This is a genomic window from Kribbella pratensis (assembly GCF_004365355.1).
GTDB lineage: Bacteria > Actinomycetota > Actinomycetes > Propionibacteriales > Kribbellaceae > Kribbella.
Genome location: NZ_SODP01000002.1, coordinates 1,733,846 through 1,755,873, shown reverse-complemented (window position 1 = coordinate 1,755,873; position 22,028 = coordinate 1,733,846). Strand labels below are relative to the sequence as shown.

Sequence of the window (22,028 nt, the reverse complement as noted above, 5' to 3'; positions counted from 1 at the left end):
ACAGACAGCTCCTCGTTCGCTAGATGACGTGTTCTTCGTAGCGCGCCAGTGCCAGGTCGAAGACCTGCTGGCCGGGCGCGTCCCACAGTTGCTGGTTGAAGATCTCGACCTCGATCGGCCCGTCGTACCCCGCGGCGTCGCACGCCTCGCGCAGCCGGCGCAACTCGATCGAACCGTCGCCCATCATGCCGCGCCCGAGCAGCGTGTCCTCGGGAAGCGGGACGACCCAGTCGCTGACCTGGTACGACAGGATCCGCTCACCGGCCCGCTCGATCTGCCGGTACACGTCCGCGTCCCACCACAGGTGGTATGCGTCCACGACCACACCGACCTGTGAGGCCGGGAATTGCTCGGCCAGGTCGAGCGCGCCGCCGAGCGACGACACTACGCAGCGGTCCGAGCAGAACATTGGATGCAACGCCTCGACCGCGAGCTTCACGCCACGTTCTTCGGCGTACGGCGCAAGCTCGGCGAGCCCGTCGCGCACCATGCCGCGCGCACCGTCGAGATCACGTGAACCCGCGGGCAGCCCGCCGCTGACGAGGACGAGTACCGACGTACCGATGGTCGCTGCCTCGTCGATCGCGCGCCGGTTGTCCTCGATCTTCGCCTGGCGCTCGGCCGGGTCGGTCGACGTGAAGAACCCGCTCCGGCACAGCGACGAGACCTTCAGGCCGGCGTCGGCGACGAGTTTGGCCGCTTGGTCGACGCCGTACTCCTGGATGGGCTCGCGCCACAGGCCGATCCACTCCAGGCCCGCGGTGGCACTAGCAGCGACGACATCCTCGAGCGGCCAGTACTTCGTTGTCGCCTGGTTGAGGCTGTACCTGTTCATGCGTCGACACCGCTCACGCGCAACAGCTGACGGAACCGGTCGACGGCGAGTTCGGGGTCTGTGAGTACGCCGGCCTGGTCGGCCAGCCGGAACGTGTCGGCGAGGTGCGGTAGCGACCGTCCCGTCTGCAGGCCGCCGACCATCGTGAAGCCGGGTTGGTGCCCGTTCAGCCAAGCCAGGAAGGCGATTCCAGTCTTGTAGTAGTACGTCGGCGCGGAGAAGATCTGCCGCGCGAGCGGGACGGTTGGTGCGAACACCCGCTCGTACTCCGCCGAATCGCCGGCGTCCAGGGCTTTCAGCGCGGCCGCGGCCGCCGGGGCGATAGCTGCGAAGATCCCGAGGAGGGCGTCGCTGTGCCGGTTCTCGTCGCCGCGGATCAGCTCGGGATAGTTGAAGTCGTCACCGGTGTAGAGCCGGACGCCTTCGGGGAGTCGGTTGCGCAAGGCAACTTCATACGATGCGTCGAGCAACGAGATCTTAATCCCGTCGACCTTCGCCACGTGATCGTTGATCAGGGCAACGACCGTGTCGGCGGCGGAGTCGAACGATCCGCTGCCCCAGTAGCCGTCCAGCGCGGGATCGAACATGGGACCTAGCCAGTGGAGGATCACAGGCCTGGTGGACTGCGTGAGAAGGCGGTCGTAGATCTTTCGGTAGTCGTCGGGGGATTCAGCAGCCGCGCACAAAGCCCGGCTGGCCATCATGATCGGCTGCGCGCCGGCCGCTTCCGCCACCGCAAACTGCTCTTCGTACGCCGAGATCACGTCTTCCAGCGAATGCTTGCCAGCAGCAAGCTGATCCGTCCCGGCGCCCACCGCGATCCGCCCATCAGGCGCCTCAGCCGCCGACCGCCGAATCAGCTCCTGGGTAGCCGCCCAATCCAGCCCCATCCCGCGCTGCGCAGTATCCATCGCCTCGGCAACCGACAACCCCAGCGACCACAAATACCGCCGAAACCCCAGCGTATGCTCCCAATCCACCACCGCCGGCGCCCCCGGCGAGTTGTCCCCCAGGGGGTCGGCGACAACATGAGCCGCCGCAAACGCCACCCGAGAAGCCGCCGGCAAACAGGCACCCTGAGCAACCGGCTGCCCAACCAACCGATAAGTCTCCACCCCACCACCAGCCGACCCAGCCCAGCCACTCACCCCACTCCGCGAGCCACCGCCCACCCCACCTTCCACACCTCGCGAGCCGCCGCCTGATCCACCCGCGACCCTCCCCGCGCCGCTGCCGCCCAGCTCACCTTCCGCGCCCCGCGAGTCGCCGCCTGGACCCCGTGCCGCGCCCGGCGAGCCGCCGCCTGAAGCGCGTGCCGCGCCGGGCGAGCCGCCGCTCGCCGCCGATCCGCGCGCGCCGGGCGCTGCACCTGCCCCGCCGTTCGAGGCATCCGGCCGCGCACCACCACCGCTTTCTGCGCCGCTGGCCGAGGTGGGCACGCCGGAGGCTCCGGCGCTTGTAGGTAGCTTGAGTTCCAGCGCCATTACTTGGCCTCGATGTCGAGTTTGGGGACTTCGAGTTTGCGGCCCTCGTGCCACGACTGGAGGCCCAGTTCCGCCAGCTGCACACCCTTGGCTGCCTCGACGAAGTCCCAGGTGAACGGAGCGTCGTCGACGACGTGGCGCAGGAACATCTCCCACTGGACCTTGAAGCCGTTGTCGAAGGGCTCGTTGTCCGGCACCTCGGCCCACTGCTCGCGGAAGTTCTCCGTGGCCGGCAGATCCGGGTTCCACACTGGCTTGGGCGTAGCCGACCGGTGCTGCGCCCGGCACCGCCGCAACCCAGCGACAGCCGACCCTTCCGTCCCGTCCACGTGAAACTCGACCAGCTCGTCCCGGAAGACCCGCGTCGCCCACGACGAGTTCATCTGCGCGACGATCCCGCCCTCGAGCTCGAATACGCCGTACGCCGCATCGTCCGCGGTCGCGGTGTACCTGTCGCCCTGTTCGTCAACCCGCGTCGGGATATGCGTCGCACCCTGGCAGTACACGGACTTGACCGGACCGAACGTCTGGTCGAGCACGTACCGCCAGTGGCAGAACATGTCGAGGATGATGCCGCCGCCCTCCTCGGACTTGTAGTTCCACGACGGCCGCTGCGCCTCCTGCCAGTCGCCCTCGAAGACCCAATAGCCGAACTCGCCCCGGACCGACAGGATCCGGCCGAAGAACCCGCCGTCGACCAGCCGCTTCAGCTTCCGCAGCCCGGGCAGTGACAGCTTGTCCATCACGACGCCGTTCTTCAGCCCGGAGTCGATCACTGTCCGGGCCAGATCGACCGCTGCGTCCAGGCTCTCGGCGATCGGCTTCTCGCAGTAGATGGCCTTTCCGGCCTCGACCGCGGCGCGGACGCCCTTCTCGCGCAGCTGCGTGAGCTGGGAGTCGAAGTAGATCTCGACATCCGGCTGGGCCAGCGCCTCGGCCAGGTCGGTGGTCCACCGCTCCAACCCGTACTGCTCGGCGATTCGGCGCAGCTTGAGCTCGTTACGGCCGACCAGGATCGGTTCGGGGATGATCATCGTGCCGTCGGCGGCGGGCAGTCCGCCCTGCTCCCGGATGGCCACGATGGAACGCTCGAGGTGCTGGCGCAGGCCCATCCGGCCGGTGACGCCGTTCATCACGATGCCGATGCGTCGCTCGTTCACTGTCGTACCTCTCACGCTCGAGTGTCATAAACGTCGAGGCGGCCGCACATGCCGTGCAGGCCGGACTCAGTAGGGGCGGGAAGTTGGTGCAGCTCAGCTGATTCCAGGTGCGGGGCGGCGCCGGCCTCCAGGGCGTCCAGCGCGGCGCCGGTCTCGTCGGCGAGGCGTCGCGCGCCTTGCTCCCAGCGCTTCCGCCAGTCCGCGAGCTGCGGCTGCACGAGCCGGATCGCGGCCGCATAGAAGTCCTCAAGCGCGGACGGTCCCTCCGACTCGTACCGTTCACGCAGTACGGCGTACCCCTGCACGGCCAGGTCGCGCCGGGCCATCGCCGACTGCGTCCGCGCGCCGTCGGCGAGTGCTGTCGCCTTCACGTAGGTCTCGCGGTCTACGAGGTACTCCGGCGGCAGTGTCATCACGGCGTCGCCGGCCTCAGGGAGTCCGGAGTTCGACATCAGGGCGAGGATCTGAAGACCTCCGCGGTTGATGAGCCGGTGGATCGTTCCGGGGCCGAACCAGACCACCGCGCCGACCTGCAGTGGGGTCTCGCTGTAGCCCTTCGTGGAGAGTGTCTGTACGGCGCCGTCGCCGGCGAGCACGTAATACCCCTCGGAGCAGGCCAGGTGCACGTGCGGAGTACCGCCGACCAGGCCGTCGGAGGCCTCGGCGTCGTACACCGTCAGCTTCGAGATGCCGATCCCACCCGGTAGCGGCATGGCCGGTCCGGGTTCGAACTCACACATGCACGCCTCCCTCCTGAGCCTGGGAAAGGGCTTTCCGCAGCCTGTGCCCGTAACCATAGGTGGGCGCCCGGACCGAGTCAACCTGTCACGGAAAGCGATCTCCGAACACAACCGGTCACTGACAGGTACGCCGCACCCCGGCCGGCCGAAACCGTGCCGCAGCGCCGTCCGTCGCAGCTCGCCGGCAAAACACAAACAGCCCCGGCTACGACAAGACGACCGGCCAGAACGCCGGGCGCAAGGTCTTTGCCGACGGCATCGACCGGATCAGGCCGACCGGCCCCGGACGGACGCGACCGCTCCGGCCCATTGCGTCCGTAGCTCGGCCCGCGCGGCGGCATCGAGCCGGGGCTCGAACGTCCGGTACGAACGTCGCGCGGCCCAGCCGGTCGTTGCGCCCAAGGTCGTCCAGGCGAGCTCGGCCGCGCCCAAGGCAGACGCCTCCGGTACGTCGGCAACCTCGACCGGTCGGCCGAGCAGATCCGCCTGGGTCTGCATCAGCAGCTCCGACACGGTCGCCCCGCCGTCGGCGCGCAGGCTCTTGACTCCGCCCGGGATGGTGTCGGTGATGTCGCAGATCTGATGGGCGACCGCGTCGACGGCCGCGCGGGCGATGTGAGCGCGCGTCGTCGAGCTGTTCATCCCGGTCAACGCCGCGCGGGCCTCGCGGTCCCAGTGCGGCGCGCCCAGTCCGGCGAAGGCCGGCACGAGTACGACGCCTTCCGCCGACGGCACGGTTGCGGCGAGGGCGACCAGGCCGCCGACGTCGGGCAGGCCGAGCAGGTCGGCCGTCCACGCCAGGGCCGCGCCGGACGACACGATGTTTCCTTCGAGCGCGTAGACCGGCCGATCCGTCAACCAGGCCAGCGTGCAACCGCCTTCGGTAAAGCCGTCCACTGGCGTCATCACCGACGATCCGGTGCCGTACGTCGCCTTCACCATCCCCGGCTGCGTGCAGCCCTGGCCGTACATCGCCGCGTGCGAGTCCGCGAGGACGGCGATGATCGGGATCCCGTCCGGCAGACCCGGCACGCCTGCGGTCACGCCGAAGCCCGCGTCGGACCGCCGTACGTCGGGCAGCGCCGACCGCGGTACGCCGAATGCGTCGAGCAACTCCGTCGACCAGTCCAATTCCTGAACGTCGAAAAGCAAGGTCCGTGAGGCGTTCCCGGCCTCGATCAGATGCTCGCGGCAACCAGTTAGCCGATGGATCAGCCACGAGTCGACCGTGCCGACGAGGGCGTCGGACCGATCGAGGAGCCAGCGCATCTTCGGCGCCGAGAACATCGCGTCCACCCGGAGCCCTGTCCGTCGACGGACCAGATCGCCAACACCGGAAGGCAGTTGGGCACACCAGGCGGCGGTGCGGGTGTCCTGCCAGCCGAGGACAGGGGCGACCGGCCGGCCCGACTTGCTCCAGCCGACGACGGACTCGCGCTGAGTGGAGAGCCCGATCCCAACGAGGTCGACCGCCGAGGTCGCGGCGGTGAGGCAGGTGGCGATCGCCTGCAGCACGCTCTGCCAGAGGTCGTCGGCGTCCTGCTCGACCCAGCCGGGGCGCGGAGTGGACAGCGCGACGGGGGCTGACCCGGTCCCAAGTACCCGCCCGTCGGCGTCAACCAGGATCGCCTTGGAGTTGGTCGTGCCCTGGTCGATCGCGAGCACCGCCTGGACCATCCGCCCTCCAACTTTCAACTGAACCCTTGACGCGACTCTAGCGTCGTGGTGACACTCATGGCGACAGGCTATGCACTAGTGAATATCTATTCATATTCAAGGGATGAGGAGCGCGAGTGAAGCCGAGCAGACGCCGGGTGATCATCAACACCGATGCCAAGAACGAGGCCGACGACCAGTTCGCGATCGTGCACGGGCTGTTGTCGCCGACCTTCGACATCCGCGGACTGATCCCCGCCCACTTCGGCACCCACCGGTCGGACCGGAGCATGGAGGAGTCCCGCGAGGAGATCGACCTGCTGCTGGACCTGCTCGACCTGACCGGCAAGGTCCCGGTCGCGAACGGCGCGACGACCGGCATCCCGGACGAGCAGACCCCGCTCGACTCGCCCGGTGCGCGGCTGATCATCGAGGAATCGAAGCTGGCCTCGAAGGGCGACCCGCTATTCGTGGCGTTCCTCGGGCCGATCACCGATATGGCGTCGGCGATCCTGCTCGAGCCCGATCTGGTGAATCGGGACGTGATCGTGGTCTGGATCGGCGGCCGCGGCTACAACGGCTACGCGGCCGATCACCGGATGGAGTTCAACCTGTCGAACGACATCCACGCCGCGAACGTCGTGTTCGGCTCGGGCATCACCGTCTGGCAGGTCCCGAGTGACGTCTACACGAAGGTTTCGGTCAGCTACGCGGAGCTCGAGGAGAAGATCGGCGACGCCGGCCCGCTCGGTCGCTACCTGATCGACCAGCTGGTCGAGTGGAACGCGACGTACCACGGCGAGCCGATCGAGTCCCGCTCCCTCGGCGACTCGCCTGCGATCTCCCTGATGCTCTACCCGCACAGCGGCAACTTCCGGACCCGTCCGGCGCCGCGTTTCGGTGTCGACGGCTGGTATCTGCCGGGCACCGACAACCCCATCCAGGTCTGCGAGCAGGTGGACGTCCGCTTCCTGCTCGAGGACATGTTCGCCAAGATCCGCCGTTTTGCCCGCCAAAGGAGCAACTCATGAGCACGTCGTTCACCCGCCGCGGTTTCCTCGGCCTCACGTCCGCCGCCGCACTCGGCGCCGGCCTGTCCGCCTGCACCGGCGGTGGTACGTCGACGGGCGGGGGAGCCACGCAGGCGGCGTCGAACAACCTGCGCCTGTTCACCTACGAGGACGACTCGACCATCGGCCTGCTCAAGGCCCAGGTGAAGAAGTTCGACGAGCAGAACGGTACGACGACCACCGTCGACAGCCTGCCCGGTTCCGGCGCGGCGGTGTACCCGGACAAGCTGCGGACTGAGCTGCTCGGCGGCAAGGGCCCGGACGTCTGGCGGATCTGGGGCGGTCAGATCGGCAGCCCGTTCGCGAAGGCCAAGCAGGCGTTGGACCTGAGCAAGTACTACGACAAGTACGGCTGGGATTCCAAGCTCAACACCACCGCGATCAGCGGTATGACCTTCGACGGGGTGAAGTCCGGCGTCCCGTTCGTGCAGCTCGGACTAGGTGCCTGGTACAACAAGTCGCTGTTCGCCAAGGCCGGTGTGAGCGCGCCGCCGACGACGTACGCCGAGCTCGAGGCGCTGAACGACAAGCTGGTGGCTGTCGGGGTCACGCCGTGCGGGCTCGGCGGCAAGTACGGCTGGGACATCATGCGCCTGTTCGAGTACCTGCTCGAGCACACCTCCGGGCCGGAGCTGCACGACAAGCTGCTGACCGGCGCCGAGAGCTGGGACCGGCCCGAGGTGGTCGAGGCGTTCACGCTGTTCAAGAAGTGGCAGGACAAGAAGTGGCTGCCGCAAGGTGCCCTCGCCCTCGACCCGTCCGATGTCGAACCGTGGTACGTGCAGGGCAAGACGGCGTACACCATCGCCGGTCAGTGGACCGAGGCCGGCGCGATCCTGGCCGCGAAGAAGAGCCCCGCCGGGTTCGGCAACTTCGAGCTGCCGACGGATAAGTCGCCCGCGCGGCACTCGGGCTTCGTCGAGGGTTACATGGTCAACGCCAAGACCGGGAACGCCGACAAGGCGGCCGCGCTGATCGACTTCATCGTGCAGCCCGCGGCGCAGAAGGCGATGAACATCACCGCCTCGACGGTGAAGGGCGCCGAGCCGGACCCGAAGTCCCTGCCGCTGTCGGCGGAGTGGTCGCAGAAGTACGGCAAGAACGGGTTCTACACGATCCAGGACCAGGCGTTCCCGAAGAAGCAGGCCGACCAGTACTTCAGCGTGCAGAGCGACCTGCTGCAAGGCAAGGTCGCCCCGGACGCGGCGTCGAAGAAGATGCAGGAGATCATCTCCGCCTGGGCGAAGAGCTAGCCGATGGCAACGACAGTCGCTGTTGCCAAGCAGCCCAAACGCGGCGGCCGGTGGTCCCCGTGGTTGTTCGCCCTGCCCGCGCTCCTGGTGTACGTCGGGTTCCTGGTGTACCCGGCGGTGTCGTCGCTGTGGTTCAGCCTGACCAACTGGGACGGCCTGAGCGCGACGTACAAGTTCGTTGGCCTGGACAACTACTTCAAGCTGCCGCACGACCCGGTCGTGGTGACGGCGGTCCGGAACAACCTGATCTGGACCGTGGTCACGATCGCCGTGCCGACGATCATCGGCCTGCTGCTGGCGATCGCGCTGAACGGCAAGGTGCACGGGAAGCCGATCCTGCGGCTGATCTTCTACACACCCGCGGTTCTGCCGCTCGTGTCCATCGCGAGCATCTGGGGCTGGCTCTACAACCCGCAGTACGGCGCGATCAACTCGTTCCTGCGCCTGATCGGGCTGGACGGGCTGGCACAGCCGTGGCTCGGTCAGGACTCGACCGCGTTGTGGGCGGTGATGGTGCCGGCGATCTGGTTGCGGACCGGTTTCCCGATGCTGCTCTACTTGGCCGCGCTGCAGGGGATCCCGAACGAGCTGTACGAAGCCGCGACCGTCGACGGTGCGACCAAGTGGCAACAGTTCTGGCACGTGACGATGCCGAGCCTGCGGCCCGCGCACTACATCGTGATCGCTCTGTCGCTGATCGATTCGTTCAAGGTCTTCGACATGATCTATGCGATGACGTACGGCGGCCCTGGTACGTCGACGCAGGTGATGGGAACGTGGATGTACTTCAACGTCTTCCAGTACTACCAAGCCGGCTACGGCACCGCGATCGCCGTCGTCATCACACTGGTGGCCATCGCGGTCGGCATCCCGTACGTCCGCTCGCAGACGAGGGAGGCGTCATGACGCTCACCGCTCCAGCCGCCGTGGACCTCCCGCTCGACACGGCCGAGCCCGCCAGTCCCGGGCCCAAGGGACGCCGAGGCCTGGTGATGACCCTCGTCCTGATCGTCGTCGCACTCTTCTGGATCTCTCCGCTTGCCCTCCTGGTGATCACCGCCGTACGCCCGCTCGCGGACTTCATCGGCAACGGTCCGCTCTCGTGGCCCGACCACCTCACCTGGACGAACTTCAAGGACGCCTGGGACATCGGCAACTTCGCCACGACGTACAAGAACAGCGCGATCCTGGCCGCGATCAAGGTGCCGCTCGGTGTCCTGGTGTCGGCGATGCTCGGGTTCGCGCTGGCCAAGCTGCGGATGAAGTTCCGCCGGACGGTGATGTTCGCGGTGTTCCTCGGGCTGACGATCCCGATCTACATCACGATCGTCCCGGTCTTCATCATGATGCGCTCACTCGGCGCCACCGACAGCATCTTCGGACTGATCGGGCCGTACCTGGCCTTCGGCATCCCGTTCGAGGTGCTGGTGCTGCAGTCGTTCTTCCGGCAGATCCCGGACGAGATCATCGAGGCCGCGAAGGTCGACGGCGCCGGCGACTGGCGGGTGTTCTTCACGATGATCCTGCCGCTGTCGGTGCCCGCACTCGTGACGGTCGCGATCCTGGACGCGGTCGCGACCTGGAACGAGTTCCTGTTCGCGCTGATCCTGCTGAACTCCGACGCGCACAAGACGATCCCGGTCGGGCTGCTGAACTTCCAGGGCCAGTTCGCGAACAACAACACCGGGCTCGCCGCGGGCATCCTGATCGCGGTGGTCCCGATCCTCATCGCCTACACCCTGCTCCAGCGCTGGATCGTCGGCGGTCTGACCGCCGGCTCCCTCAAAGGATAGGAACACCTATGACTGACATGCCGGTCTTCGGCGCGGGTATCTGGCACTTCGCCACCTACAAGGACCGTTACGCCACGGACGGGTACGGCGATCCGGTCACACTGATCGAGCAGATCGACCGCGCCGGCGCCGTCGGCGACCTGTCCGTCGTCGACCTGAACTGGCCGTTCGCCGGGTACGACGGAACGCTCGACGAGGTGAAGGCCGCTCTGCAACGCAACAACCTCAAGGCGATCGCCATCACGCCGGAGATCTACACCCGCGACTTCGTCAAGGGCTCCTTCACGAACCCGGACCCCGGCGTTCGCAAGCAGGCGATGGAGTTGTTGCACCAGGCAACCGAGCTGGCGAAGGAGCTCGGCTGCTCGTACGTGAAGCTGTGGCCGGGTCAGGACGGCTGGGACTACCCGTTCCAGGTCGACTACCACGACATCTGGAACCTCGCTCTCGACGGCCTGAAGGAGCTGGTGTCGGCCCACCCGGACATCAACTTCGTGATCGAGTACAAACCGCGCGAGCCGCGGGTGAAGATCATCTTCCCGAACGTCGCCCGGACGCTGCTCGGGATCGAGAAGATCGGCCTGCCCAACCTGGGCATCCTGCTCGACTTCGGGCACTCGCTGTACGGTCAGGAGACGCCGGCCGACGCGGCACAGCTCGCGATCGACTACAACCGGCTCTTCGCGATCGACGTCAACGACAACATGAAGGGCTGGGACGACGACATGGTCGTCGGCTCGGTGCACCTGGTCGAGACGTTCGAGTTCTTCCACACGCTGCGGAAGAACAACTGGGAGGGCGTCTGGCAGCTGGACCAGTTCCCGTTCCGCGAGGATAGCGTCGAGGCCGCGAAGCAGGCGATCCGCTTCCTCAAGGCGGTCCACCATGCCCTCGACGTACTGGACGACGACGCTCTCGCCGCCGCGCAGGCCTCGCACGACGCGCTGGCCGCGCAGCGGCTCGTCCAGAAGGTGCTGCTGAGCTCGATGTCGGAGATCGCATGACTCTGACCGTCGAGCACGCGACACTGCCGGTGCTCGGACGGCTGCCTGCTCACAGCAGCCGGACCGAGCAGATCGCGCACATCGCCGAGGCCGCGAAACAGATCCGGATCCAGGACCTCAAGCTGGTCCATTACGCCGGAGCCGGGCACATCGGTGGTGACTTCTCCGCGATCGACATCCTGGCCACGCTGTACGGCGCTGTGCTCGACATCTCGCCCGCGACCGTGAACGATCCCGAGCGGGACCGTTTCATCCTGAGCAAGGGCCACGTCGCCGGCGCGCTCTACACCACGCTCGCGGCGTTCGGGTTCCTGCCGGTCGAGGAGCTTGCGACGTTCCTCAAGCCGTTGTCCGCACTGAACGGTCACCCGAACCGGACGAAGGTGGCCGGCGTCGAGGCGAACACCGGTCCGCTCGGGCACGGTCTGCCGATCGCCGTCGGGCATGCCCTGTCGGCAAAGCTCGACGTCTCGATGCGCCGTACGTATGTGCTCGTTGGGGACGGTGAGTTGCAGGAGGGTTCGAACTGGGAGGCGATGATGGCGGCCTCGCAGTACCAGCTGGACCGGCTGACCGTGATCGTCGACCGGAACCGGCTGCAGCAGGGCGCGACCACCAAGGAGACCAACGACCTCGATCCGTTGCCGGAGAAGGCGGCCGCGTTCGGGTTCGCGGTGGTCGAGGTGAACGGCCACGATCACGGCGAGCTGCTCGACGTGCTGTCCGCCGTACCGTTCCGGCCGGGCAAGCCGACGTTCGTCATCGCCCACACGCACAAGGGCCACCCGATCTCGTTCATGAGCAACAACGTCGCCTGGCATCACCGCGTCCCCGACGACGCCGAGTTCGACCAGGCCCTCAAGGAGCTCGCATGACCGTCGTCCACACTGCCTCGATCGCCGACCAGCCGCGCTACGACTGCCGGGACGCGTACGTCGAGACGTTGGCCCAGCTCGCCGAGGCCGATCACCGGATCGTTGGCGTGGTCAACGACTCGGTCGGCTCCAGCAAGCTGAACAGCTTCCGTAAGGCGTTCCCGGATCGGCTGATCAATGTCGGGATCGCCGAGCAGGACATGGTCGGCGTCGCGTCGGGGCTGGCCAACGGCGGCCGGATCCCGTTCGTCTCGGCGGCGTCCTGCTTCCTCACAGCGCGCGCCCTGGAGCAGATCAAGGCCGACGTCGCGTACTCGCACACCAACGTGAAGCTCTGCGGTATGAGCCCAGGCGTCGCGTACGGCGAACTCGGCCCGACGCACCACTCCGTCGAGGACATCGCCTGGTTGCGGGCGATCGACGGGATCCGGATCATCGTGCCGGCCGACCCGATCGAGACTGCGGCAGCGCTGCGCTGGGCGGCGGCCTCGGAGGGCCCGGTGTTCATCCGGGTCAGCCGGATGAGCGTGCCGAAGGTGTACCCGGAGGACTACGAGTTCCACCTCGGCAAGGCGATCACGGTTCGCGAAGGCAACGACGTCACGGTGATCAGCAACGGCACGGTCCTGTGGCGCGCGCTCGCCGCGGCGGAGCGGCTCGCCGAGGAAGGAATCTCGGCCAGGGTGCTGTCGATGCCGACGGTGAAGCCGTTGGACACCGACGCCGTGGTTGCGGCCGCGCGGGAGACGGCCGGCATCGTGACCGCCGAGGAGGCCGTCTCCGGTGGCGGTCTCGGTGGGGCGGTCGCGGAGACCGTCGTACAGCATCATCCGGCGCGGGTGTCGATCCTCGGGTTCCCCGAGTTCGCGCCCACGGGGTCGGCCGGTTACCTGCTGGACCGGTACGGCTTGTCTCCCGAGGGCATCGCCGACGCCGCCCGCAAGCTCGTCACGACAAGTAGCTGACGAGATCGGCGATCGAGATCATCGCGAAGTCATGAGCGTCGGCGAAGGCGCGCAGGTCCGTGCCGGTCATCAGCGTTCCGTCGTCGTTCATGAGTTCGCCGATCACGCCGACCGGCGACAGGCCGGCCAGCCGGACGAGTTCGACAGTGGCCTCGGTGTGACCGGGGCGCTGGCGGACTCCGCCGTCGACCGCGCGCAACGGAAGGATGTGACCGGGCCGGATCAGGTCCGCGGGCTGCGCCGTGGGGTCGGCCAGCACGCGGACGGTCCGCGCCCGGTCGGCCGCGGAGATGCCGGTGCCGACACCGGTCGCCGCGTCCACGGAGATCGTGTACGCCGTCCGCAAGCTGTCCTGGTTGTCCGGCACCATCAGCGGCAACTCGAGGCGGTCAAGCAGCTCCGCCGCCGCGGGCGCGCAGACGTATCCGCTGGTGTGGCGCACGAGCAGCGCCATCAGCTCAGGGGTGGCCAGGCTCGCGGCGAAGGTCAGGTCGCCCTCGTTCTCGCGGTCCTCGTCGTCGACGACCACGACCGGCCGTCCGGCGGCGATCTCGGCGACGGCGCGTTCGACGGTGTCGAGGCTGGTGATGGTGTTCACGGTCGGTGTCCTCTCGGCAGTGCTCTGGACAGCACTCCGGGGCAACGACAAACCTCACGCTCCTGTTTTCGCGCAGGAAACGTGAAGCTGCCACGTGCGTCTTCCCATCCGGACTTTCACCGTCGGTCCCGGAGTTCCACCAGGTCAACCGCTTCTTCTCGCGAAGTCACGGGTCGCGGACTGTCACCGCCGGCTCGGAATTTCACCGACCCCAGAGCACGTGTGTCTTTCATGATCAGCTTAACGGCAACGAGCATCCCGGGAGTGTCATGTCCATCTCATCCGTCTGGCGCGAGATCGAACTCCGGCTGACCGGCGAGGACGCCGATTCGCACGGCACCGAGGTCTGGGTGGACTTCGAGCACGAGTCCGGCCGCCGCCTCCGGCGGCCGGCGTTCTGGGACGGCGGGCACAGCTGGCGGGTCCGCTTCGCCCCGCCGGAGGCGGGTCGCTGGCGCTGGAAGAGCGGCGAGTTCGAGGTGCGTCCTGCGGGCGCGGACGAGCCCAACCCGTTCTACCGGCATGGGTTCTGGCGGATGTCGCCCGGCCGCCGCAGCCTGGTCCACGCCGACGGGACGCCCGCGATCCTGGTCGCCGACACCGCGTGGGCGCTTCCGTGGCGTGCCACTCCCGAACAGGTCCGTGAGTACGCCGCCGACCGGCAGGCGAAGGGCTTCAACGCGGTCCTGCTGATGACGGTGCAACCGGACATGCACGCGGTCGGTCCCCGCGACCGCACCCAGGACGAAGGCTTCGACGTCGGCTTCGAGGACCTGGCCGACGGCCATCTCAACCAGCTGAACGTCGAGTACTTCCAGTACCTGGACGTGTTGCTGGACATCCTGGTCGAGCACGGCCTGGCCCCGGTGCTGCAGCCCGTCTTCCAGGGCTTCGGCTGGAAGGGCCTCGACGTCGCCGGCACCGTCGTACCTCCAGCCGAGTACGCCGCCTACTGCCGCTACCTCGTTGCGCGATACGGGGCGAGGCCGGCGATCTACCTGGTCGGCGGCGACGGCTCAGGTGACGAGCCGCAGACCGCCACGGGTGGGGCAGAGGTGCACGCCGTCGACTGCTACGGGCAGCCGACCGGTATCCACTACCGCCCGCACATCCGCGCGAACGCCCACCAGGACGCCGACTGGCTCGACTTCCAGTGGTGCCAGACCGGTCACACCGGCGAGCACGTCCCCGAACGAGTCGCGGACATGTGGCGCAACGAGCCGGTCAAGGCCGTCGCGAACGGCGAACCGACCTACGAACACACAGGCCGGACAGGCGTCGCCGAAGGCTGGTGGCAAGGCCACGAAGCGTGGAGCAACCTGTGCGCGGGCGGGACGATGGGTGTCGTCTACGGCGCGGGCAGCCTGTGGCAGTGGCGCCTGCATCCCGAGGAGCCGGGGCACTCCGAGTTCTTCCTGGCGCCGGGGGCGGGCTGGCGCGAGGCGGTCGGCTTCGAGGGTTCGACGTACGTCGGGATGCTCGGCAAGATTGTGGCGGGCCTGCCGACCACCGACATGGTGCCGGACTGGACCCGCGTCATCTCCGGGCGTGCGCTCAGCGGCGCGGACGGGATGCTGATCGTCTACCGGGAGAACGGCGGCCCGGTGATGGTGTTCGACGACACGGTCCCGCTCGCGTACACGGTCGTCGATCCGCGCGACGGCTCGATCGTCGCCTCCGGCAAGCGGGACACCTGGAACGCCCCGATCCCCGACCCCGGTGGATCACCACGGGTGTACCTCTGTCTGCCTGACCTATAGTCCGTATTCCTGACGTTTCGAGGGGGTCGAGTGAACGCGAACCGCGCAGTACGCCAGCCGGGGCTGGACGAGCTGCGGCTGCTCGCGAAGGTTGCGCGGATGTACCACGAGAAGGGCATCCGCCAGCCGCAGATCGCCGCCGAGCTCAACCTGTCGCAGGCGCGGGTGTCCCGGATGCTCAAGCAGGCCGTCGACGTCGGCATCGTGCACACCGTGGTGACCATGCCGAGCGGCGTACACAGCGATCTCGAGGACGAGTTGCAGGGGCGGTACGGGCTGCGGGACGCGGTCGTCGTCGACACCCTCGGCGTCGGGGACGACGTCCTGCCGGCACTCGGTTCGGGCGCGGCGGCGTACCTGGACATGACACTGACCGGCGGCCACGTGGTCGGGATCTCGTCCTGGAGCGAGACGCTGATCAGCGCCGTCGACCGGATGCCGCGCAAGAGCGTGCCGGTCGTGGACAAGGTGGTCCAGATCGTCGGCGGCCTCGGCGATGCGGCGGTGCAGATGCAGGCCACCCGGCTGACCGCGCGGTTCGCCGAGCTGACCGGCGGGATGCCGGTCTACCTGCCGGCGCCGGGTCTGGTCGGGACACCCGCCGTACGCCGGGCGATGATGAACGACGTGTCGGTTCGGGACGTTCTGGGCACGTGGGGACAGCTCACCGACGCCCTGGTCGGGATCGGCAGTCTCGAGCCCTCGCCGCTGCTGCAGCGCAGCGGGAACGCGGTCGCGGAGGCCGACCAGGACGAGCTGCGCCGGCTCGGTGCCGTCGGGGACGTGTGTTTCCGGTTCTTCGACGAAGAGGGAAGGCTTGTGCGTTCGACGTTCGACCAGCGGGTCATCGGGGTGACCGCGAAGGAACTGCTGGCGGTGCCGCGGCGGATCGGGGTCGCCGGCGGTGAACGCAAGTACTCCGCGATCCGGGCCGCGATGCTCGGCGGCTGGGTCAACATCCTGATCACCGACCTCGCGATGGCCCATCGGCTGCTCGAGCAGTAGATGCAGACTGACGAGCAGCGGGAGGTCTACGCGACCATCGACCTGGCCTTGCGGGTCGGTGAGGTGCTGTTGTCGAGCGGCGCCGGCACGGCGGACGCGACCGCGACGATCCTCGGCGTCACCGCGGCCGGGGGACTGCGCGGCTGCGAGGTCGACATCACGTTCACCTCGATGGCGGTCTCGTACCAGGCCGCGCCCGACGTCGCGCCCGAGACGCACATCCGGCTGGTCCGGTACCGCTCGCAGGACTTCTCCCGCCTGACCGACGTCGATCAGCTGGTACGACGGTTCGCGCGCGGCGACGTCACCCGCGAGGAAGCGTCGCGCGAGCTGGCCCGCCTGACGTCGGCCGGTCCGCCGTACCCGCGGTGGAGCGCCGTACTCGCCTGGGGCGCAATGGCGGGCGGCGCGACGCTCCTGCTCGGCGGCGGCTGGCTGATCACGTTGGTGGCAGTGCTCACCGCCATCGTGATCGATGTCAGCAACCGCTGGTTCAACCGGCAGAGGCTGCCCGCCTTCTACCAACAGGTCGCGGGCGCCTTCGTCGCGACCGCGGTTGCCTTGATCCTGTACGCCGTCCATGCGCCGGTCAAACCATCGCTGGTCGTTGCCGCAGGCATCATTATGTTGCTGGCGGGGATCGCGCTGACCGGCGCCGTCCAGGACGCGATCACCGGGTACTACGTGACCGCCGCGGCCCGAAGCCTCGAAGCGATGCTGCTCACCGGCGGGATCATCGCGGGGGTCTCGCTCGGGCTCGCGCTGGGACTGAAGCTCGGGCTGCACGTCGGCATCGAGGCGGAGACGATCCAGCTCGGGAACCTTCCGATCATGGTCTTCTCCGGTGCGGTGATGGCGGTCGCGTTCGCCTATGCGTCGTACGCACCTCTCCGCGCCTTGCTGCCGGTCGCCGTCATGGGCGGGCTGGGCTCGCTGGTCTTCACGCTGATGACGCGGGCGTCGTTCGGCCCGGCCTGGTCGACGGCCGCGGCGGCGTGTGTCGTCGGGCTGGGCAGCTACTCCGTCGGGCGTCGCGTCGGCGTACCGCCTCTGGTCGTGGTCGTCGCCGGCTCGATTCCGCTGCTGCCGGGGCTCACGATCTACAAGGGCCTCTACGAGCTGATGGGCCTCGGCAACCTGATCGGCATCGTCAGCCTCGGCACCGCGGTCGCCATCGGCGTCGCCCTCGCCTCCGGCCTGATCCTCGGCGAGTACCTCGCCCAGCCGATCCGCCGCGAGGCCCGTCGCCTCGAAGACCGCCTCGCGGGCCCCCGCCTGGTAGGCCCACGGCGCCCGGTCCGGCGCCGGACAGCCCGACCACGCCGGCGACGCCGTACCAGCAGCTAGCTCTCCTTGCTCGTCACCGTGACGCAGTCACGCTTGACGGTAGTTATCCACCTGGGTAACTTTTACTCATGCGGATAAATCAGAGCACCGACCGTGCCCGGAGCACGGCGGCTCGTCGCGACCAGATCGTCGCGGCGACGATCACTGTGCTCGCCGAGCGCGGCTATGCGGCAACGTCGTACGACGCGATCTGTGAGGTGGCCGGGCTGAGCAGCAAGCGGCTGATCTCGTACCACTTCAGCACCAAGGACGAGTTGCTGGCGGAGGTTCTGCGCCGGGTGACCACGGATGCGGCCGAGGCGATGCGGCCGGCGATCGAGGCTGCCGACGAGCTGCCGGGGAAGCTCGCTGCCTACATCCGGTCGAACGTCGAGTTCATCGCGGCCCGGCCGGATCATGTCCGCGCGGTGCAGCAGATCGTCTTCGGTGGCGCCCAGGTGCCGTCGGAGGAGGCCGACAGCGCTCTCGCCCGCTTGGTCGCGCTGTTCGAGTCCGGCCAGCAGGCCGGTGTGTTCCGCAGCTTCGACTCCCTGCTGATGGCGGTCGCCCTGCGCGCCGCCATCGATGCGGTGGCCGGCCGCCTGATCGGCGGCGCCGACGCCGCGGACTGTGCGCGCGAACTGATCGAGACCTTCGACCGAGCGACCCGAGTGGAGCGATGATGGCGATGGCGCTGGATGCGAAGCCCAAAGCGCGCTGGGGTGCGGTGCTCGCTCCGGTCCTGGTCGACCTGGTCGTGCCGCTGCTGATCTTCTACGGCCTCCGCCAGTCCGGCGTCGGCGTGGTCGGCGCGACGCTGGCCGGATCCGTGATCCCGGTCGTGCGTACGGCGTACTCGATCGTCCGGGGCCGCACGGTCGACTGGATGGCCGTCTTCATGATCATCGCGCTCGCGGTCGGCACGATCGCGTCGCTGGCGATGCACAGCCCGCGAATGCTGCTCGCCAAGGACGGCGTGATCACCGCGCTGTGCGGCGCGTGGATGCTCGGAACCGTTGCCCTCGGCAAACCTCTGCTGCTGTCGATCGGACGTGGCATCGCGGAAGCCAAGCGTGGCAAGGGCGGTGGCGAGGTCTGGGCGAGCCGCTGGGACCGCGAGCCGCGTTTCCGGCACGGCATCCGCCTGATCACGATCGTCTGGGGCGTCGGTCTCGTCCTCGACGCGGTCGTCCGCGTCGTGATCGCCTACGTGCTGCCGCTCGACGCCGTCCCCGGCGTGACGACGGTCCAATGGATCGTCGTGTTCGCCCTGCTCTACGGCTTCATGATGATCTACTCGCGGAAGAACGACCTGCTCGCATGACCGATGTGTTGGTGGTCGGCGCCGGACCCACCGGGCTCCTGCTGGCGTCGGAGCTCGCCCTCGCAGGCGCGCAGGTCGTGCTGGTCGACAAGGCCGGCGAGCGGTCGGGGCAGTCGAAGGCGTTGACGCTGCAGCCGCGATCGGTGGAGATCCTGCACTCCCGTGGCCTTCTCGGATCTCTGCTCGATGACGCGCCGCGGTTGCCGGCCGGGCACTTCGCGGGGCTGCCGGTCCCGCTCGACTACACCGCGCTGGATACCAGATTCCCTTACCAGCTTGGGATTCCGCAGCGGCGCATCGAGCAACTGCTCGAGGATCATTTGGTTGCGCAGGGCATCGTAGTACGGCGAGGTCTCGAGCTGACCGGCCTCCGGCAGGACTCGGCCGGCATCGTGGCGTCGTTCGCTGATGCGACGATCCGGGCGGGGTGGGTCGTCGGCTGCGACGGGGCACGGAGCGCGGTGCGGAGGCTGGCTGGGATCGGCTTCCCCGGACGCGACGGGCGATTCAGCGCGGTCGTTGCCGACGTCGTCGTCTCCGGTGTCGAGCCGGGATGGGAGTTGCCGGCGCTGGTGCCACGTGATGGTGCGGTGATGACGATGGTGCCGTTGGAGGACGGCGTTCACCGTGCGCTGTTCACGGGCCCGGAGCAACAAAATCTGCCCAAGGATCAGCCGGTCACCTTCGGTGAGGTCGCCGCCGCGCTCCAGTCCTGGTACGGCGAGGATGTCGTACTGCGTGAGCTCCGGTACGGCTCGCGTTTCACCGACGCCGCCCGGCAGGCCGACCGGTATCGCGTCGGCCGGGTCTTCGTGGCGGGCGACGCGGCGCACATCCACTCGCCGACCGGTGGTCAGGGGATGAACCTCGGACTGCAGGACGCGTTCAACCTCGGGTGGAAGCTCGGCGCGGTCGTGCGGGGCGATGCGGACGACGACCTGCTGGACAGTTACCACGACGAACGGCATCCCGCCGCGAGCGCCGTACTCGCGAACACGCGGGCGCAGGGCGTGCTGATGGTGCCGGACGACGACGTAGCGTGCCTGCGCGAGACGTTCGTCGACCTGCTCGGCGTACCGGAGGCGAATCGGCGGCTGGCCGGCGCGATCTCGGGGATCGGGCTTGCCTATGCGGCCGGTGAGCATCCGTTGGTCGGTCGGCGGATGCCGGATCTGACGCTCACCGACGGTACGACGGTGGCTGAGCGTCTTCGGGATGGGCGGTTCGTGCTGCTCGAGGGCGGGGACCTCCCGGCGGCGCGGATCCTGGTCCGGCCGGACGGGTATGTGCGGTGGGCAACCGACGATCCGGAGGCCGCAGTACCGCAGATCGGGCGTGTTTCGGATCAGAGGGTGACCACGGCGTCTACGAGCCGTTAGAGTTACCGACTGGAAACATCGGCGGATCGCCGGGTTCGACCGGCGGGCACCGTGCCAGACAGGGCCGACGAGGAGGAGCGACGTGGCACTGGGTAGGACGTCCCCACGGGATCTCCCGCTGTTCGCGGATCTGTCCGGAAAGGACATCAGGGACATCTTCCGGGCCGGTGAGGAAGTTTCGGTGCCGGCCGGCTGGTCGCTGATCCTGGAGCAGACGCCGCCCGACGCGGCGTACCTGATCCTCAGCGGCACCGCGGCGGTCCGGGAGAAGGGCCAGGAGATCGCCACGCTCGGCCCGGGCGATATCGCCGGCGAGGTCGCGGTCCGGAAGAACACGTTGCGGACGGCAACCGTCACGGCGAAGTCGCGGCTGCAGCTGCTGCACTTCACCCGGGAGAAGTTCGACGACCTGACCCGCCGGCTGCCGGCGTTCCGCGACGCCATCGACGCCACCATCGCCGAGCGCCGCGGTGGCCACTGACCCTGGGGCCACTGACCCTGGGGCGCCGGATCTGGCCGCGTTGGCTCAGGATTTCGAGCGGACGCTGCTGGGCGGGGAGCGGAAGTTCACCCGGGTGCAGGTGTCGGAGCGGGCAGGGATCTCGATCCAGCGCGCCGAGCGGATGTGGCACGCGCTCGGGTTCGCAACCGTGCCAGACGACGAGGTGGCCTTCACCGACGACGACGTCGAGGCGTTGCGGCTGGTCGCGGCGCTCGAGGACGACAAGTTCATCGAGCCCGAGATGGAGTCCTCGCTCGCGCGGAAGCTCGGGCAGACGCAGTCGCGGCTGGCGTCCTGGCAGTCGGCGATGTTCCTGGACTTCCTCTCTAGCTCCAACCTCTCGGCGGACGAGGCGATCGAGGTCGCGGGACTGCTGCTGCCGGCGATGGAGCGGTTGCAGACCTACGTCTGGCGCCGGCATCTCGCCGCGGCCGCTGGGCGGTCGGTGGCCGGGTCCGACGAGCTGGCGCGGGGTGTGCGCGCGGTCGGGTTCGCGGACATCGTCAGCTACACGCGGTTGACCCGCCGGCTGACGGAGGCAGAGCTCGGCGAACTGATCGAGCGGTTCGAGGGTACGGCGGCCGATGTCGTCGCGCTGAACGGTGGGCGGGTGATCAAGTCGATTGGCGACGAAGTGCTGTTCGTCGCCGACACCGCCGCCCAGGGCGCCGCGGTCGCGCTGGCCCTGCAGGACGCTGTGAACGCGGACGAGGGGCTGCCCGAGCTCCGGATCGGGCTCGCCTACGGCACGATCCTGATCCGGCTCGGCGACGTGTATGGCGAGGTCGTCAACCTGGCCGCCCGCCTCACCACCGAGTGCAAACCCGGCCGCGTCCTCGCCGACCGCGAACTGGCCGCCGCCCTGGACGGCCACCCCGCGTACGACCTCCACCGCCTCCGCCGGGTGTCGGTCCGCGGCTACCGCCACCTGGTCCCCTACGCCATCCAACGCGCGACCACCCCATAACCACTCCCACGCCCCGCCCTGCGGCCCGCCCCTGTTCAGCACGCCCGCCCAGCACCCCGGGCCCCGCATCCGCCGGCAACCTGTCCCGCCCCACTCCCCGGCAGCCCGCATCCCTCCCGCCGACACCCCACGCCGCACCCGCCTCCGCACCCGCCTCCGCACCGCGACGTCGTACCCGCATCCCGTCCCGCACCGGCGCCCCGCCCCGTCCCGGCGCCCCGCCCCGTCCCGGCGTCCCGCGCCGGACCCGTCTCCCGTGCTGCGGCGCCGTGCTGCGGCGCCGCACTCGCGTCCCGCGCTGCACCGGCGTCCCGCCCCGTCCCGGCGCCCCG

Annotated in this window: 20 protein-coding genes, 1 pseudogene and 1 riboswitch; of the genes and pseudogenes, 15 read left to right on the top strand and 6 right to left on the bottom strand. The window is 68.6% G+C overall.

Annotated elements, in window-relative coordinates; all coding sequences use genetic code 11:
- Nucleotides 1–19 precede the first annotated feature (19 nt).
- From EV653_RS25170 to EV653_RS25150, 5 genes are all read right to left on the bottom strand, one after another.
- Nucleotides 20–835 (bottom strand): sugar phosphate isomerase/epimerase family protein, encoded by an 816-nt coding sequence (locus EV653_RS25170; protein WP_134106134.1) that lies wholly within the window; start codon nucleotides 833–835, stop codon nucleotides 20–22.
- Nucleotides 832–2,319 (bottom strand): dihydrodipicolinate synthase family protein, encoded by a 1,488-nt coding sequence (locus tag EV653_RS25165; RefSeq protein WP_238160068.1) that lies wholly within the window; start codon nucleotides 2,317–2,319, stop codon nucleotides 832–834. The genes EV653_RS25170 and EV653_RS25165 overlap by 4 nt, the downstream gene beginning before the upstream one ends.
- On the bottom strand, nucleotides 2,319–3,479 hold the full coding sequence (locus EV653_RS25160; protein WP_134106132.1) for a Gfo/Idh/MocA family protein: 1,161 nt from the start codon (nucleotides 3,477–3,479) through the stop codon (nucleotides 2,319–2,321). Before EV653_RS25160 ends, EV653_RS25165 begins: the two co-directional genes overlap by 1 nt.
- An 11-nt stretch (nucleotides 3,480–3,490) precedes the next feature.
- A complete protein-coding gene (locus tag EV653_RS25155) occupies nucleotides 3,491–4,219 on the bottom strand; it encodes a cupin domain-containing protein (RefSeq protein WP_202871812.1) in 729 nt (242 codons plus the stop codon).
- 267 nt (nucleotides 4,220–4,486) lie between these two features.
- Nucleotides 4,487–5,896: an FGGY family carbohydrate kinase gene (locus EV653_RS25150; protein WP_134106131.1), complete on the bottom strand. Its 1,410-nt coding sequence runs from the start codon at nucleotides 5,894–5,896 to the stop codon at nucleotides 4,487–4,489.
- A gap of 116 nt (nucleotides 5,897–6,012) precedes the next feature.
- On the opposite strand from EV653_RS25150, the gene EV653_RS25145 reads away from it, so the two are divergent.
- Genes EV653_RS25145 through EV653_RS25115 form a run of 7 tightly spaced genes read left to right on the top strand, consistent with a single transcriptional unit; the run spans nucleotide 6,013 to nucleotide 12,835 of the window.
- The gene (locus EV653_RS25145; protein WP_134106130.1) at nucleotides 6,013–6,906 is read left to right on the top strand and encodes a nucleoside hydrolase; all 894 of its coding nucleotides are present in this window, start codon (nucleotides 6,013–6,015) and stop codon (nucleotides 6,904–6,906) included.
- Nucleotides 6,903–8,198: an ABC transporter substrate-binding protein gene (locus tag EV653_RS25140; RefSeq protein ID WP_134106129.1), complete on the top strand. Its 1,296-nt coding sequence runs from the start codon at nucleotides 6,903–6,905 to the stop codon at nucleotides 8,196–8,198. Before EV653_RS25145 ends, EV653_RS25140 begins: the two co-directional genes overlap by 4 nt.
- 3 nt (nucleotides 8,199–8,201) lie before the next feature.
- The gene (locus EV653_RS25135; protein WP_134106128.1) at nucleotides 8,202–9,104 is read left to right on the top strand and encodes a carbohydrate ABC transporter permease; all 903 of its coding nucleotides are present in this window, start codon (nucleotides 8,202–8,204) and stop codon (nucleotides 9,102–9,104) included.
- Nucleotides 9,101–9,991, top strand: a complete 891-nt coding sequence (locus EV653_RS25130; protein WP_134106127.1) for a carbohydrate ABC transporter permease — start codon at nucleotides 9,101–9,103, stop codon at nucleotides 9,989–9,991. The genes EV653_RS25135 and EV653_RS25130 overlap by 4 nt, the downstream gene beginning before the upstream one ends.
- Nucleotides 9,992–9,999: 8 nt before the next feature.
- Nucleotides 10,000–10,995 (top strand): sugar phosphate isomerase/epimerase family protein, encoded by a 996-nt coding sequence (locus EV653_RS25125; protein ID WP_134106126.1) that lies wholly within the window; start codon nucleotides 10,000–10,002, stop codon nucleotides 10,993–10,995.
- The gene (locus EV653_RS25120; RefSeq protein WP_134106125.1) at nucleotides 10,992–11,870 is read left to right on the top strand and encodes a transketolase; all 879 of its coding nucleotides are present in this window, start codon (nucleotides 10,992–10,994) and stop codon (nucleotides 11,868–11,870) included. Before EV653_RS25125 ends, EV653_RS25120 begins: the two co-directional genes overlap by 4 nt.
- Nucleotides 11,867–12,835, top strand: coding sequence for a transketolase family protein (locus EV653_RS25115; protein WP_134106124.1), 969 nt, complete (start codon nucleotides 11,867–11,869; stop codon nucleotides 12,833–12,835). Before EV653_RS25120 ends, EV653_RS25115 begins: the two co-directional genes overlap by 4 nt.
- Here EV653_RS25115 and ribB read toward each other — a convergent pair.
- Nucleotides 12,828–13,433, bottom strand: a pseudogene (gene ribB, locus EV653_RS25110) (3,4-dihydroxy-2-butanone-4-phosphate synthase); the annotation flags it as partial. The gene EV653_RS25115 and the pseudogene ribB sit on opposite strands and share 8 nt — an antisense overlap.
- A gap of 90 nt (nucleotides 13,434–13,523) precedes the next feature.
- Nucleotides 13,524–13,657, bottom strand: a riboswitch (FMN riboswitch).
- A 45-nt stretch (nucleotides 13,658–13,702) separates the two neighbouring features.
- Between ribB and EV653_RS25105 the strand changes: the two are divergent.
- From EV653_RS25105 to EV653_RS25070, 8 genes are all read left to right on the top strand, one after another.
- The gene (locus tag EV653_RS25105) at nucleotides 13,703–15,193 is read left to right on the top strand and encodes an apiosidase-like domain-containing protein (protein WP_166679548.1); all 1,491 of its coding nucleotides are present in this window, start codon (nucleotides 13,703–13,705) and stop codon (nucleotides 15,191–15,193) included.
- Between the two features lie 30 nt (nucleotides 15,194–15,223).
- Nucleotides 15,224–16,198, top strand: coding sequence for a sugar-binding transcriptional regulator (locus EV653_RS25100; RefSeq protein WP_202871811.1), 975 nt, complete (start codon nucleotides 15,224–15,226; stop codon nucleotides 16,196–16,198).
- Entirely contained in the window at nucleotides 16,199–17,545 is a 1,347-nt protein-coding gene (locus EV653_RS25095) for a threonine/serine ThrE exporter family protein (protein WP_134106122.1), read from the top strand.
- A gap of 68 nt (nucleotides 17,546–17,613) precedes the next feature.
- The gene (locus EV653_RS25090) at nucleotides 17,614–18,207 is read left to right on the top strand and encodes a TetR/AcrR family transcriptional regulator (RefSeq protein WP_134106121.1); all 594 of its coding nucleotides are present in this window, start codon (nucleotides 17,614–17,616) and stop codon (nucleotides 18,205–18,207) included.
- Nucleotides 18,207–18,848 carry a VC0807 family protein gene (locus tag EV653_RS25085; RefSeq protein ID WP_134106120.1) on the top strand — a complete coding sequence of 214 codons (642 nt, stop codon included), beginning with the start codon at nucleotides 18,207–18,209 and terminating at the stop codon, nucleotides 18,846–18,848. Before EV653_RS25090 ends, EV653_RS25085 begins: the two co-directional genes overlap by 1 nt.
- Nucleotides 18,845–20,227, top strand: coding sequence for an FAD-dependent monooxygenase (locus tag EV653_RS25080; RefSeq protein WP_134106119.1), 1,383 nt, complete (start codon nucleotides 18,845–18,847; stop codon nucleotides 20,225–20,227). Before EV653_RS25085 ends, EV653_RS25080 begins: the two co-directional genes overlap by 4 nt.
- An 82-nt stretch (nucleotides 20,228–20,309) precedes the next feature.
- Complete coding sequence (locus EV653_RS25075) at nucleotides 20,310–20,708, top strand: cyclic nucleotide-binding domain-containing protein (protein ID WP_134106118.1); 399 nt, start codon at nucleotides 20,310–20,312, stop codon at nucleotides 20,706–20,708.
- Complete coding sequence (locus EV653_RS25070) at nucleotides 20,698–21,696, top strand: adenylate/guanylate cyclase domain-containing protein (RefSeq protein WP_134106117.1); 999 nt, start codon at nucleotides 20,698–20,700, stop codon at nucleotides 21,694–21,696. Before EV653_RS25075 ends, EV653_RS25070 begins: the two co-directional genes overlap by 11 nt.
- Nucleotides 21,697–22,028: the final 332 nt, after the last annotated feature.